General features: G+C 72.6%; 11 protein-coding genes. 4 read left to right on the top strand and 7 right to left on the bottom strand.

Annotated features, from left to right (window positions below; translation table 11 throughout):
- The first annotated feature begins 21 nt into the window (after nucleotides 1-21).
- Genes ACFVNO_RS15735 through ACFVNO_RS15725 form a run of 3 tightly spaced genes read left to right on the top strand, consistent with a single transcriptional unit; the run spans nucleotide 22 to nucleotide 4,034 of the window.
- Complete coding sequence (locus ACFVNO_RS15735; RefSeq protein WP_355267002.1) at nucleotides 22-1,878, top strand: 1-deoxy-D-xylulose-5-phosphate synthase; 1,857 nt, start codon at nucleotides 22-24, stop codon at nucleotides 1,876-1,878.
- Nucleotides 1,875-3,032: a flavodoxin-dependent (E)-4-hydroxy-3-methylbut-2-enyl-diphosphate synthase gene (ispG, locus tag ACFVNO_RS15730; RefSeq protein ID WP_378893140.1), complete on the top strand. Its 1,158-nt coding sequence runs from the start codon at nucleotides 1,875-1,877 to the stop codon at nucleotides 3,030-3,032. Before ACFVNO_RS15735 ends, ispG begins: the two co-directional genes overlap by 4 nt.
- Before the next feature lie 42 nt (nucleotides 3,033-3,074).
- Nucleotides 3,075-4,034 carry a UbiA family prenyltransferase gene (locus tag ACFVNO_RS15725; protein WP_355268026.1) on the top strand — a complete coding sequence of 320 codons (960 nt, stop codon included), beginning with the start codon at nucleotides 3,075-3,077 and terminating at the stop codon, nucleotides 4,032-4,034.
- Between the two features lie 118 nt (nucleotides 4,035-4,152).
- Here ACFVNO_RS15725 and ACFVNO_RS15720 read toward each other — a convergent pair whose 3' ends face one another.
- The 3 genes from ACFVNO_RS15720 to rfbB all read right to left on the bottom strand — a co-directional run bounded on the left by ACFVNO_RS15720 (nucleotide 4,153) and on the right by rfbB (nucleotide 8,809).
- Nucleotides 4,153-6,453 carry an ATP-binding protein gene (locus ACFVNO_RS15720; protein WP_378893137.1) on the bottom strand — a complete coding sequence of 767 codons (2,301 nt, stop codon included), beginning with the start codon at nucleotides 6,451-6,453 and terminating at the stop codon, nucleotides 4,153-4,155.
- A gap of 613 nt (nucleotides 6,454-7,066) precedes the next feature.
- Nucleotides 7,067-7,630: an NAD(P)H-dependent oxidoreductase gene (locus tag ACFVNO_RS15715; RefSeq protein WP_355268032.1), complete on the bottom strand. Its 564-nt coding sequence runs from the start codon at nucleotides 7,628-7,630 to the stop codon at nucleotides 7,067-7,069.
- Nucleotides 7,631-7,831: 201 nt separating this feature from the next.
- The gene (rfbB, locus tag ACFVNO_RS15710) at nucleotides 7,832-8,809 is read right to left on the bottom strand and encodes a dTDP-glucose 4,6-dehydratase (RefSeq protein WP_355268035.1); all 978 of its coding nucleotides are present in this window, start codon (nucleotides 8,807-8,809) and stop codon (nucleotides 7,832-7,834) included.
- A 235-nt stretch (nucleotides 8,810-9,044) separates the two neighbouring features.
- On the opposite strand from rfbB, the gene ACFVNO_RS15705 reads away from it, so the two are divergent.
- Nucleotides 9,045-10,154 carry a DegT/DnrJ/EryC1/StrS family aminotransferase gene (locus ACFVNO_RS15705; protein ID WP_355268038.1) on the top strand — a complete coding sequence of 370 codons (1,110 nt, stop codon included), beginning with the start codon at nucleotides 9,045-9,047 and terminating at the stop codon, nucleotides 10,152-10,154.
- A 15-nt stretch (nucleotides 10,155-10,169) separates the two neighbouring features.
- Here ACFVNO_RS15705 and ACFVNO_RS15700 read toward each other — a convergent pair whose 3' ends face one another.
- Genes ACFVNO_RS15700 through ACFVNO_RS15685 form a run of 4 tightly spaced genes read right to left on the bottom strand, consistent with a single transcriptional unit; the run spans nucleotide 10,170 to nucleotide 13,721 of the window.
- Nucleotides 10,170-11,090: an NAD(P)-dependent oxidoreductase gene (locus ACFVNO_RS15700; protein ID WP_355268041.1), complete on the bottom strand. Its 921-nt coding sequence runs from the start codon at nucleotides 11,088-11,090 to the stop codon at nucleotides 10,170-10,172.
- On the bottom strand, nucleotides 11,080-11,700 hold the full coding sequence (locus tag ACFVNO_RS15695; RefSeq protein ID WP_220560682.1) for a dTDP-4-dehydrorhamnose 3,5-epimerase family protein: 621 nt from the start codon (nucleotides 11,698-11,700) through the stop codon (nucleotides 11,080-11,082). Before ACFVNO_RS15695 ends, ACFVNO_RS15700 begins: the two co-directional genes overlap by 11 nt.
- A 2-nt stretch (nucleotides 11,701-11,702) precedes the next feature.
- Nucleotides 11,703-12,446, bottom strand: a complete 744-nt coding sequence (locus ACFVNO_RS15690; RefSeq protein ID WP_355268044.1) for a methyltransferase domain-containing protein — start codon at nucleotides 12,444-12,446, stop codon at nucleotides 11,703-11,705.
- Between the two features lie 27 nt (nucleotides 12,447-12,473).
- Nucleotides 12,474-13,721, bottom strand: a complete 1,248-nt coding sequence (locus ACFVNO_RS15685) for a class I SAM-dependent methyltransferase (protein WP_355268047.1) — start codon at nucleotides 13,719-13,721, stop codon at nucleotides 12,474-12,476.
- Nucleotides 13,722-13,912: the final 191 nt, after the last annotated feature.

Below are 13,912 nucleotides of genomic sequence, written 5' to 3'. Positions count from 1 at the left end.
CCAGCGGCCCGAGGAGAGCACATGACCTTGCTGGAACGAGTGGACGGACCCGCGCGGCTGCGCGGGTTCACCACCGACGAACTCCGCGAACTCGCCGGAGAGATCCGCGGATTCCTGATCGACCGGGTCTCCAGGTCGGGCGGCCACCTGGGCCCCAACCTCGGTGTGGTCGAGCTGACGATCGCTCTGCACACGGTCTTCGATTCCCCGCACGACCGCCTGCTGTGGGACACCGGCCACCAGGCGTACGTGCACAAGATCCTCACCGGCCGCCGCGACGGCTTCGACCGGCTGCGCCGTTCCGGCGGGCTGTCCGGCTACCCCTCCCGCACCGAGTCCGACCACGACCTGGTGGAGAACTCCCACGCCTCCACGGCACTGTCCTACGCCGACGGGCTGGCCCGCGCCGACGCCCACAACGGGGTCACCGACCGCTCCGTGGTCGCGATCATCGGCGACGGCGCCATGACGGGCGGCATGGCCTGGGAGGCCGTCAACAACATCTCCGGCGGCCCCGACCGGCCGCTCGTCATCGTCCTCAACGACAACGGGCGCTCCTACGCCCCCACCGAGGGCGGTCTGGCCGAGCACTTCAGGGAGCTGCGCGCGGGGGCCGACGGGCGCAACGTGTTCGAGCAGTTCGGGCTGGCCTACATCGGCCCCGTGGACGGCCACGACATCCCCGCCCTGCGGGAGGCCCTGACCCGGGCCAAGGGGGAGCCCGGACCGGTCCTGGTCCACGTCGTCACCGAGAAGGGGAAGGGGTTCGTCCACACCGAGACGGACGACCTCGACCGCGGGCACGCGATCAAGCCCATGGACCCGGAGACCGGCCTGCCCCTCGCGTCCCCCTCCGGTCCCTCGTTCACCTCGGTGTTCGGCCGGGAGATGGTCGGGATCGCGCAGGAGCGCCCGGACGTCGTGGCGATCACCGCCGCGATGCTGGAGCCCACGGGCCTGCTCCCGCTGTACGAGCGGCTGCCCGAGCGCGTCATCGACGTGGGGATCGCCGAACAGCACGCCGTCACCATGGCGGCGGGGCTGGCGATGGGCGGCGTCCACCCGGTGGTGGCCGTCTACTCCACCTTCGTCAACCGCGCCTTCGACCAGCTCCTCATGGACGTCGCCCTGCACCGCCGGGCGGTCACCTTCGTGCTCGACAGGTCCGGGGTCACCGGCGACGACGGGCCCAGCCACAACGGCATGTGGGACATGTCGGTGCTCCAGGTGGTCCCGGGGCTGCGCATCGCGGCCCCCCGGGACGCCACCCGGCTGCGCGAGCTCCTGAGGGAGGCGGTCGCCTGGAAGGACGGGCCCACCCTGGTGCGCTTCCCCAAGGGGGCGGCCGGCCGCGACATCCCCACCGAGGCCCGCTTCACCGGTATGGACGTCCTGCACCGGTCCGGCTCCCTGGACGTCCTCATCGTCTCCATCGGCGCGCTGGCCGGGGTGTCCCTGAGCGTGGCCGAGGGCATCCGGGAGCAGGGGATCGGCGTCACCGTGGTCGACCCCCGCTGGGTCTCCCCGGTCAACCCCGGGCTGGCCGACATCGCCCGCAGGCACCGGACCGTCATCAGCATCGAGGACAACAGCCGGGTGGGCGGCATCGGGTCCACCATCGCCCAGGCCCTGCGCGACGCCCGGGTCCCCACCCCGTTCCGGGAGTTCGGCATCCCGCGCAGGTTCCTGGAGCACGGGAACCGGGCCGAGGTGCTGTCCGGCTGCGGGCTGGACGTCCGCGACATCACCCTGGCCGCGGTCGAGGCGCTGGCCGAGTCCGACGCCCTCACCGGACCGCGGCCGGCCCCGGACCCCATCGACGAGGGCCTGTACCGCCTGGCGCACGACGCGCGCCCCAACGGAGGGACGGACTCGTGACCGTCGATCTCGGCATTCCCGCCACCCCGCCGCGCCCGCTGGCGACCCGGCGCAAGACCCGGCAGATCATGGTCGGCAACGTCCCCGTGGGCGGGGACGCGCCGGTGTCCGTGCAGTCCATGACCACCACCCGCACCTCCGACATCAACGCGACCCTGCAGCAGATCGCGGAGCTGACCGCCTCGGGCTGCCAGATCGTCCGGGTCGCGGTGCCCACCAACGACGACGCCGACGCCCTGCCGGTCATCGCCAGGAAGTCGCAGATCCCGGTGATCGCCGACATCCACTTCCAGCCCAAGTACGTGTTCCAGGCCATCGACGCCGGCTGCGCCGCGGTGCGCGTCAACCCCGGCAACATCAAGAAGTTCGACGACAAGGTCGCCGAGATCGCCAAGGCCGCCGGCGAGGCGGGGGTGCCGATCCGGATCGGCGTCAACGCCGGGTCCCTGGACAAGCGGCTGCTCGCCAAGTACGGCAGGGCCACCCCCGAGGCGCTGGTGGAGTCCGCTCTGTGGGAGTGCTCCCTGTTCGAGGAGCACGGCTTCCGCGACATCAAGATCTCGGTCAAGCACAACGACCCGGTGGTGATGGTCAACGCCTACCGCCAGCTGGCCTCGGCGTGCGACTACCCGCTGCACCTGGGGGTGACCGAGGCCGGCCCCGCCTTCCAGGGCACGATCAAGTCCGCGGTGGCGTTCGGCGCGCTGCTGTCGGAGGGGATCGGGGACACGATCCGGGTGTCGCTGTCGGCGCCGCCGGCCGAGGAGGTCAAGGTCGGCACGCAGATCCTGGAGTCGCTGGGGTTGCGCGAGCGGGGGCTGGAGATCGTCTCGTGCCCCAGTTGCGGGCGGGCGCAGGTGGATGTGTACACGCTGGCGGAGGAGGTCACCGCGGGCCTGGAGGGCCTGGAGGTGCCGCTGCGGGTGGCGGTGATGGGGTGTGTGGTCAACGGTCCGGGTGAGGCGCGTGAGGCGGATCTGGGGGTGGCCTCGGGCAACGGCAAGGGGCAGATCTTCGTCAAGGGCGAGGTGATCAAGACGGTGCCGGAGTCCAAGATCGTGGAGACGCTGATCGAGGAGGCCATGCGGATCGCCGAGGAGATGGGCGAGGCCGGGGTCGAGCCCGGCGAGCCCACCGTCGCCGTCACGGGCTGAAAGCCCCCGTCCCCCCTTTCCCCGACACGTCCAGGAGGACCCATGTCCACGACCTCCCCTCCCCGGACCGCGCGCGGTCCCCTCCACGCCGTCGGCCGCTACGCGCGGCTCGTCAAGTACAAGTTCGTCATCGACTTCCTCCTCGCGCTCGTCATCGTCGCCACCCTGCTCGGACCCGCCGCGCTCGTGTCCGGCACCACCCCCCTCGCGCTGCTGTTCTTCGCCCTGGGGATGCTCGGCGTGCTGGCGGCCGTCATGACCCTGGACGACGTCACCGGGGCGCAGGACGGCAGCGACACCGCGAACTACGTGGAGACGCCCAGCGGCCAGCTCCGGCCCCTGTCCCGCAAGCCCCTCCTCACCGGTGAGATCACCGTCCGCGATGCGCGCGCCTTCGGCATCGCGGGCCTGGTCTGGGGGGTGCTGTGGTGGGCGGCCGCGCTGCTGTACGCCCCCGGCGAGCCGTGGGTGATCGTCACCATGGCCCTGCTGGCGTTTCTGAGCGTGCAGTACTCCTGGGGGCTGAAGTTCAGCTACTACGGGCTCGGCGAGGCGGTGCTCCTGTTCTCCGCCGCGGCGTTCCTGATCGCCCCCTACGGGCTGGTGACCGGGCAGCTCCCCCTGATGGTGCTGGTCCAGGGCCTGCTGTTCGGCTTCGGACAGCTCCTGATCGCCGGCTACTCCAACACCAACGACGTGCGCGGCGACGCCGAGGCGGGCCGCCGCACCGTCGCGGTGCTCACCTCCGAGTCCGGGAACAAGGTGTTCCTGGCCGTGCTGACCTGCGTGAACATCGCGGTGATCGTGGTCCCGGTGGCCGTGGGCGCCCTGCCCTGGACCTTCCTCCTCGTCCTGGCGCCCTTCGTGGTCCTGCGGGTGCGCCAGTACGCCGGGTTCCTGCGCACCGGCGACCCGCTGGTCGCGCGGAGCCGGGGCATCTGGGCCTTCCGGACGGTGGTGGCCTGCCTGCTGCTGTTCAACGTGCTCGAAGCCGTCCTGTAATGCGGGCGGCGGGCCCCCTCCCCCCGAGGGGAAGGGGGTCCGCCGCCCGGGGAACGGGGACGGCCGGTGCTCCCCCGCGGGGAGCACCCACTCCCATGGGCGGCCGCCCGTCCCCCCGTCACTCCCTGGAGCCGTGGCCCGGCCTGCCGCCCGCCGCGATCCCGTGCTCGCGCCGGGTCTTCTCGAACCAGCCGGCCACCTCGGCCCGGGAGGACATCTCCAGCTTGCGCATGACGTTGCGCAGATGGTTGATCGCGGTCCATTTGGAGATCCCCAGCCGGTTGGCGATCCGGTGGTTGGTGTCGCCCTGCGCCACCAGTTCGGCCACCTGGAGCTCCCGCGCGGTCAGCGGGGTCCCGGTGATGCCCGCGGGCTGTGCCGGGCCGGTGTCCGCGGCCGGGGCGTCGGTGGTGTGGAGCGGTGTGAGCGCCTCGGCCACCACCGTCCTGACGTCCAGACCCTGACCGGTGGACCAGCACTCCATGAACGCCCGTTCCCCGAGGGCGCTCCGGGCCTGGTCCAACGACCGCTCCACCTCTCCGGCCAGCGGTGCCAGGGAGGCGTAGCCGGTCTCCGCGCGCCGGGCGGCCATCGCCGAGGCGATGAGCACGGCCTGGCGCAGCGGCTCGCGCTGCCCGCGCGCGGTCCACGCGCGCAGCACCGCCACACGCTCCAGCGCGGGGATCAGCGCGGGCAGGCAGTTCCACCCGGCCAGGCAGCGGATCGAGGACTCGAGGCACTCCTCGGCCTCCTGCTCGTCCTCGGGGCGGCCCCCGCAGAGCATCGCGGTGGAGAAGACGGCCTCGGCCACCGCCGCGCCGACCTTGTGGCCCACCCGCTCGGCCATGTAGAAGGACGCCTCCGCGGTCTTGCGGGCCGCCCGGTGCTCCCCCCGCGCGATCAGGGCCTCGGCCAGGTCGCGCAGCACGCCCGACCGCTCGTCCTCGGCCCCGGACCTCGACAGGTGGGCGTCGGCCTCCCGGAGCAGGGCCTCGGCCTCGCGCGGGGAGCTGCGCTGGAGCGCGAGGACCCCGGCCCAGCGGGTGTCGACGGCCATGGCGACGACGTTCCCGGAGGCGCCGTGCTCGCGGCGGGCGGCGGTCAGCAGCTCCTCCGCCTCCTCGTACCGCCCCAGGAGGACCGACAGCCGGCCCAGGGCCGAACGGGCCTCCCGGGCCCGCCGCTCCGGGAGCAGGCCCTCCCGCAGCGCGTCGCGCAGGACGGCCGCGACCCGGACCATGTCCTGGTGCCCGTACAGCCCCAGGGTGGTGGCCAGGTCGGTGGCGGTGAGGGGGTCCTCCTCCAGCAGGAACTCCATGGCCGCCAGGAGGTCCGCCTGGCGGCGGTACACCCCCTGGGAGCGGCGCGGGCGGTTCCAGCGCGTGGCCGGGTCGCACAGGAAGAGCGCCCACCGCGCGAAGTACGCGGCGTGGGCGCGGCGCGCGCCGTCCAGCCGGCCCTCGGCGCGCATGCTCTCCAGGAGGAACTGCCGGGTCAGGCCCAGGAGGCGGAAGACGATCTGGCCGTCGGACTCCTCGACCGCGTCGAGGAGGCTGACGTTCACCAGGCGCGCCAGGTGCTTCTCCGTCTCGTCCGCGCCGGTGCCGGAGATGGCGACGGCCGCCGGGACGTCGACCTTGGAGTGGAAGACCGCGAGGTGTTCGAGAAGCGCCCGCTCCTGCGGTGTGATCTGGCGCAGGGCCCAGGCGATGGCCTCCTGTACACCGGTGTGCCGGGAGAGGGTCTCCCCGTGCTCGCCGGAGAGGGTCCCCAGGTCCTCCTCCAGGCCGTCCAGGACCTCGCGCGCGGAGCAGAACTTCATCCGCGCCGCGGCGAGCTCGATGGCCAGGGGCAGGCCGTCGGTCCTCTGGCACAGGAGCATCACCGCCTCGTGGTTCTCGGGGGTGAACTCGAATATCGGGCGGATCGCCTGGACCCGCCGCAGGAACAGCCGGACGGAGGGCAGGGACCGGGAGTCGGTCCACTCCTCCCCGTTGCCCGCCTCCGGGGTGGGCAACGGCGCCAGGCGCAGGACGGCCTCCCCGTAGGCCCCGATGGGCGTCGGCCCGGTGACCAGGACGGTCGTCCCCGGGCGGGCGGCGAGCAGGGGAGGGAGGGCCTCCCGGAGCTGGGGGAGGATCTGCTCGCATCCGTCGAGGATCAGCAGCGACCTCCCCTCTCCCGTCGGCGGCGCCCCGGCCACCGGGGAGGGGAGGACGTCGACCAGGGCGGACTCGACCTCCTCCAGGGGGACGTCCGCGGACTTGCCGTAGTTGAGTCCTCCGATCTCCGGGCACACCACGTCGAGTTCGATGATCTTCGTCCCGGCCGTGAAGGTCTCCGAGACCTTCTCCAGGGCCGCGGCGGCCAGCCGGCTCTTGCCCACGCCCACGGGGCCGGTGATGGTCAGAATGCGCACTGCGGGGTCCGAAAGCCACTTCCCCAACCGGTCGAGTTCCGCCTCGCGGCCGATGAGAGGGGTGGAGAAATGGTTCCAGGATGTACGGTACGGGGCGGTTACATAACCCATGGTGCGCGGCAATGAATGCGACATGCTCAATCGTCTTCCGGTGCCGTGGTCCGATCGGTGATGTGCATTGCGCACTGCGCCGGGGTCAGGGGGGTGGTCGTCTCGTGCTCTGCGGGCGGCGGCCCCCGTTGTACGGGAATCCCCGGGCTGTGGGCCGGTGTCGGGTGTCGTGTTCTGTGTACTCTCGAGTACACCCGGTCACCGAGCATAGCGGTAAGGACGGTTCTGTGCCAAGGTTCTCCATTTCCCCGTCGGCCGGGCTCCGGGATAATTCATTTGTCCGCATCTCGGAATAGCGGGCGCCGGCGCCGGGCCGGATGTCCGCCCGGATGAGCCGATCCGGCGCCGGCGCCCGCCGGGTCCCGATCGGGACCCCATTCCGTGTTCGTTTCCCGGGATTTCCCCCGGCCCTCTGTGAACGCCCGCCCGCACCGAAAGGCGTCCGGCGCCGGGGACGGTGCCCGGGCCGGCGAATTCTCCCGGATTTCCCGCGCGGGCCCTTCTAGGTGGTGTACGGCCGCTTCCGGCGGCCCTCGCGCAGCACGTCGGACCACCACATCAGCTGGTCGAGGAAGGCCTTGGCGGCGATCTCCGTCTCCTCCACCTCCACCGGCCGCCCCTCCGCGTCGAAGCGGTCCCAGAAGTTCGGGAAGCTGAGCGTGTTCCGGATGGTGGCGGCGTGGACCTCGCTGAAGACCGGGCGCAGCTGCTCCACCGCGTGCAGGCCGCCGCCCACGCCCCCGTAGCTGACGAAGCCGACGGGCTTGGCGACCCACTCCTGGAAGAACCAGTCGATGGCGTTCTTCAGCGACGCGGGGTAGCCGCGGTTGTAGACCGGTGTCACCACGATGAAGGCGTCCGCCGCCGCCAGGCGCTCGCCCAGCGCCCGGACCTGGTCGGGCGCCTGCTCCCCGTCGTCCCCGGGCAGGACCACCGGGAGGTCCGCCTCGGCGAGGTCGATGAGATCCACGTCGATGTCGCCGTGCGCGCGGGCGCGCTCCGCCACCCACGCGGCAGGGGTCGCGCAGAAGCGGTCCTTGCGGATGCTCCCGATGATCACTGCCACACGTGTACGCTCGTTCTCCACCGTGCAACGGTCCTCTCTGGCGGTCCGGCCGTTCGGCCCGGGGTGCAGGGTTGCGGACCACTGTGCCCCCCGGGGGCTCCGGAATGGTTGTGATCGTGTTCCGGTCCGGCCCGAACCGCCGTAACCGCAGGAAGGGCGTCCGCGGGGGACGCCCGTTCGGCCGGCCGGGGGCCGCGCCGTTCACCCGGCCGCGGAGTCCCCGCGCAGCGGCCCCCACCAGTCGGGGTTCTCCGTGTACCAGGCCACGGTGGACGCGAGCCCCTCGTCGAAGGGCACGCGGGGCGCGTATCCCAGCTCGGTGCGGATCCGGGTGTCGTCCACGGAGTAGCGGCGGTCGTGCCCGGCCCGGTCGGCCACGCGGTCCACGGCCGACTCCGGGGCGCCGAGCAGCTCCAGGAGCCGCCGGGTCACGTCGAGGTTGGTGCGCCCGCTGCCGCCGATGTTGTAGACGCGGCCCGGCTCTCCCTTGGCCAGGACCAGGCCCAGGGCCCGGCAGTGGTCGTCCACGTGCAGCCACTCGCGCACGTTGAGGCCGTCGCCGTAGAGCGGCACCCGCCCGCCCCCGATCAGGGAGGTCGTGAACCGCGGCACCAGCTTCTCCGGGTGCTGGAACGGCCCGTAGTTGTTGGAGCAGCGGGTGATGCGGGCGTCCAGTCCGTGCGTGCGCACGAAGGACTGCACGAGCAGGTCGGCCGCGGCCTTGGAGGCCGCGTAGGGCGAGTTGGGGGCCACCGGGCAGGACTCGTCCCAGGAGCCCGTCTCGATCGAGCCGTACACCTCGTCGGTGGAGACCTGGAGGAAGCGGACCCCGCCGGCGCGCCGCGCCGCGTCGAGCAGGACGTGGGTCCCGAGCACGTTGGTCCGCACGAACGCCTCGGCCGCCGCGATGGATCGGTCGACGTGGCTCTCCGCCGCGAAGTTCACCACCGCGTCGTGGCCCGGGACGAGCCCGTCCATCCGGGCCGCGTCGGTGATGTCGGCCCGGACGAACGACAGGCGGGACGACTCCTCGGGCAGCCGCCGGCGGTCCCCGGCGTAGGTGAGCAGGTCGACCGCCGTCACCCGCGCCCCCTCGGTCCCGGGCAGCAGGTCCTCCAGGACGGAACGCACGAAATGCGCGCCGATGAATCCCGCGGCCCCGGTCACCAGAATCCTCATGGTGCCTCCGTGCTCGCCCCGTGTTCGACCGGCGGTCGCGAAGGTTTCATTCACAGAGGGCGGCGCTGATCGTATTGAAACCTCCGATCACCTGAAAATAATGGTCGTGAAAGCCAATGCGGCAAGGATTTGCGCGCTGGTTTGTCAGGTTGAAAAAAATGGATCGACGCCATTGACACGCATATCCTTTCCTGCGAGCCTCGGTTCGTCGAATTTCACACGGGAAAGAGTGGTCATGGCCATGCGGGTGTGGGACTACGTGGAAGAGTACGAAGCCGAACGGGAAGAGATCCTGGCCGCGGTCGACAGGGTCTTCCGTTCCGGGCAGCTGGTCCTGGGCGAGAGCGTCCGCGGATTCGAGCGGGAGTTCGCGGGCTACCACGGGACTGCGCACTGCGTGGGAGTGGACAACGGCACCAACGCGCTCGTCCTCGCACTGGAGGCCCTCGGAGTGGGCCCCGGCGACGAGGTCGTGACCGTTTCCAACACCGCGGCGCCCACCGTGGTCGCCATCCACTCCACGGGCGCCACCCCGGTGTTCGTCGACGTCCGGGAGGAGGACTTCCTCATGGACGTGAAGCAGGTCGCCGCCGCCATCACGCCCCGGACCCGGGCGCTCCTGCCGGTGCACCTGTACGGCCAGTGCGTCGACATGGAGCCGCTGCTGCGGCTGGCCGAGGAGCACGGCCTGGCCGTCGTCGAGGACTGCGCGCAGGCGCACGGCGCCCGGCACCACGGCAGGATCGCGGGCACCATGGGCCACGCGGCCGCCTTCTCCTTCTACCCCACCAAGGTCCTGGGCGCCTACGGCGACGGCGGCGCCGTCCTGACCCCCGACGCCGGGGTCGACGCGAACCTGCGCCGCCTGCGCTTCTACGGCATGGAGGAGCGCTACTACACGGTGGCCACCCCGGCCCACAACAGCCGGCTGGACGAGGTGCACGCCGAGATCCTGCGCGGCAAGCTCGCCCGCCTGGACTCCTACATCGAGGGGCGGCGCCGGGTGGCGCGCCGCTACGCCGAGGCCCTGGCCGACACCGACCTGATCCTGCCCCGGACCGCCCCCGGCAACGACCACGTGTACTACGTGCACGTGGTGCGCCACCCGCGCCGGGACGCGATCATCGAGGCGCTGCGCGAACACGACATCCACCTCAACATCAGCTACCCCTGGCCGGTGCACACCATGAGCGGGTTCGCGCACCTGGGCTACTCCGAGGGCGACCTGCCGGTGACCGAGCGGCTGGCCCGGGAGATCTTCTCGCTGCCCATGTACCCGTCGCTGTCGGAGGGCGCCCAGGACAAGGTCATCGGCGCACTGAGGGAGGTCCTGGCCCGGATCTGACCGGGGCCGGAGCGCTCAGGCGTGCCACATGTCGTGGAGGGAGCGCTCCACGGGGATCCGGGGGCGCCAGTCCAGCAGGCGTTCGGCGGCGGACACGTCGGCCAGGGACCATCCGCCGCCGAACCCGCCCACGTCCCCCGGCGTCTGCTCGACGGCGTCCGCGGGCACCCCGGACACCTCCACCATGCGGGCGACCATGTCCTTGACCGCGACGGCGCGGCCCCCGCCGATGTTGACCAGGCCCCCGCCGCGCTCACAGGCGCGCACCACCGCGCGGGCGACGTCCCGGACGTCGACGTAGTCGCGGTGGTCCCCCGCGATCCGCAGCGACGGCCGCTCGCCCGCCAGGGCGCGGCGGAACGACCGCTGGAGCAGGCCGGGGAAGGAGGCGGGGGAGGGGTGCGGCCCGCACACGTTCGCCAGCCGCAGCACCGCCGGGTCCGGGACCCCCGGGCCCGCCGAGGCCAGCACCGTCTCGCTCGCGATCAGCCTGCTGCGCGCGTAGGCGCCGCGGGGGCGGGCCGGGTCCTCCTCGCGGACCCGCCCGCCCCACTGCTGTTCGCCGTACTCGTGCAGGGTCCCCAGGTGCACCAGCCGGGGCGGGTCCGCCAGCTCCCGAACGGCCCGCACCAGGGTCAGCGCCGCCGTGGTGTTCGCCTCGTGCACGACCGCGTCGGGCCGGTGCCACCCGTCCCTGGCGTTGGCCGCGTCGGTCGCGTTCACCACCGCCGTCACCCGCTCCGAGCGCAGCAGCCCGGCGAGCGCCCCGGGCCGCACGGACGTCAGGTCCACGGGGTGGAACGGGTACCCGGACAGGTGCGCGGCCGGCGACCGCGCCAGCGCCACGACCCCGTGGCCGTGCGCGGCCAGGGCGGCGCACACGTGCCGCCCCACCCAGCCGGTCGCGCCGATCACCGCGACCCGCTCACCGGACACGGCCGCCCTCCCCGGCGTGGAGGGACTGTTCGAGGACGAGGCACTCCCGGTAGTCGGGCAGGGCCCCCAGCCGCGCGGCCTCGCCCAGGGACGGGGCCACCCGGTCGCGCTCGGAGATCTGCGTGTGCCCCGGCGGGATCTCCAGCCCCAGGTCGGGGTCGAAGGGGGCGACGGCCCGCTCGTTCTCCGCGACGTACTCCCGGGAGAGGAAGTACGACATCACGGTGTCGTCCTCCAGGGCGACGAAGAGGTGGCCCACACCCACCGGCAGGTAGGCCGACCTCCCCGAGGCGGGGTCCAGTTCGACGCTCTCCCACCGCCCGAACGCCGGCGAGCCGGTGCGCAGGTCGACGATGAAGTCCAGGGCCCGGCCCTGGGGGCAGTGCACGAGCTTGGCCATGCCCGGCGGGGTGGCGGTGTAGTGCACCCCGCGGACCACGCCGCGGCGCGACCGGCTGTGGCTGATCTGCGCCGGGGCGAACAGGGGGTGCCCCGCGGCCTCGGCGAAGGCCGAGGCCAGGAACGGCGAGGTGAACGTGCCGCGGGGGTCGGAGTACACCGGGGCCGTGAACACCAGCGCCCCCGGGATCGACAGCTGACGCGCGCGCATCCTCACCCGTTCCGTCGCGAGGTCGCGACGAACAGGCCGGGGCCCTCCGTCTCGACGTAGTCCACGTCGCAGCCCACCGCCGCGAACGCCTTCTCGTAGATCCCGCGCTCGATGATCGCCAGCACGTGCTCGTCCTCGAAGGCCCGGATGCCCTCCGCGGGATCGGCGACCACGTAGTGGACGCGCATCCGGTGCGCCCCCTCTTCCCTGACCGCGTGCGAGACCCGGGCGATGGTCCGGTCCCCGACCGTCATCACGTCGCCCACGACGTGGCGGTCCAGGGCGGTCTCGGGGAAGTACCACGGCTCCAGGACGATCACCCCGCCCGGCGCCAGGTGCCGCGCGAAGGTGTCGAGCGCCTCGACGAGCCCGCGCTCGCCGCCGGCGTAGCCGATGGAGCTGAACATGCAGGTGATCACGTCGAACCGGCCGTCGATGCGGAAATCGCGCATGTCGCCGATGTGGACGGGGACGTCGGCGAGTTTGGCGCGGGCCACCCGCACCATGTCGGGGGCCAGGTCGATCCCCTCGACGTGCTCGAAGTGCGCGCTCAGGTGCTCCAGGTGCGAGCCGGTCCCGCAGGCGACGTCGAGCAGCGACGCCGCCCCGGGCCGGCGCTCGCGCACCAGCGCGGCGATCTGCCCGGCCTCGCGGGCGTAGTCCTTGCCCCGGCGGCTGTAGATGGCCTCGTACAGGTCGGCCGAGGACCGGTAGATCCCCGAGAGCGGTGCGGAGGGGCTGTTCATGGCGGACTCCTCGTCGGCTGCGCCGGGTCAGACCGTGTGCGGTTCGGGGACGTAGAGGACCCAGCGGCCTCCCTGCTCGCGGAACCACCGCTCCTTCTCCATGATCTCCTCGGCGTGGTTCCAGGCGAAGAGCAGCAGGTGTCCGGGAGGGTCCTCGCGCAGGGCGGCGGGCGGCACCACGGGGATGTGCGCCCCGGGGGTGAGCATGCCCTGCTTGGCCGGGGTGCTGTCGTAGACCCGGCGGATGAGGCCGGGGCCCAGCCCGGCGTAGTTGACGACGGTCGCGCTCTTGGCCGTGGCGCCGTAGGCGTCCACCGTCCCGCCCTCCGCGACGATCCGCTCGAGGAGGGCGATCAGGCCGTTCCTGACCGAGGCCACCGACCCGGCGAAGGCCCGCAGGGTGTCGGGGGAGTGCAGCCCCCGCTCCTCCTCTTCGGCGATCAGCGCGGTCACCGCGTCCGAGACCGGCCGCGCGCCCGCACGGGCGATGGTGTAGCGCACCTCGCCGCCGTGGACGGGCAGCCGCCGCACGTCGACCAGCTCCAGGCCGTGGCGGGCCACCATCGCGCGCACCGACGTCGCCGAGAACAGGAAGAAGTGCTCGTCGTAGATCTGGTCGAACGAGGTCCGGGACACGATGTCGCCGAAGTAGGGGTCCTCGAACACGAAGACGCCGTCCGGCCCCAGCAGGGCGTCCACGCCCTTGAGGACGGAGTCGATGTAGGGGATGTGGCAGAACGTGTTCGCGGCGAAGATGACGTCCGCGGGGCCCTCCTCCAGCCGCAGCGCCTCCGCCGTGGTGGCCTCGAAGAACTCCTCCCGCACCCGGATCCCGGCGCCGCGCGCCACCGCGGCCACGCTCCCCGACGGCTCGAACCCGACGTGGCGGACGCCCGCGTCGCGCACGGTGGAGAGCATGACCCCGTCGTTCGAGCCGATCTCGACGATGAGCGGGTCGTTCCCGGTCAGCTCCGTCTCCAGGAAGCCCCGCGCCGTGCCGGCGAAGTGCTCGCGCATGACGGAGGAGCCGCTGGAGAAGTACGGGTAGTCGGCGTGGAACATGCGCTCGCGGGGGACCTCCTCCATGAGCTGCACCATGGAGCAGGAGCCGCACTGCCCCACGTGCAGCCGGTAGAAGAACTCCTCGGTGTCGTCCTGCGGCGAGCGGAAGACGTCCGAGAGCGGCTGCCGGCCCAGGTCGAGGAAGCGTTCGACGGACCCGCCGCAGACGCGGCACCGGGTCGTGGCGGGCGGGGACTGCGCGGGCGCGGCCATGGGGTCTCCTCCTGAGCGGTGTCGCCCCGGCGGCCCGGACCCCGGGTCCGGGCCGCCGGGGCCGGAGCGATCTGGCCCGAGCATGCCCGCCGGGCGGCGGATCGGCCACGGGCGGTCCCGGCGCGTGTCAGGTCGGCGGGCCGTGCGGGGTCCCCGGACCGGAGCGCGGGGCACGTTCTAGGGTGGCCGGT

This window comes from Nocardiopsis sp. NPDC057823, from assembly GCF_042797335.1.
GTDB lineage: Bacteria > Actinomycetota > Actinomycetes > Streptosporangiales > Streptosporangiaceae > Nocardiopsis > Nocardiopsis changdeensis.
The sequence above is the reverse complement of the archived record's forward strand: the minus strand, read 5'-3'. Positions and strand labels throughout refer to the sequence as shown.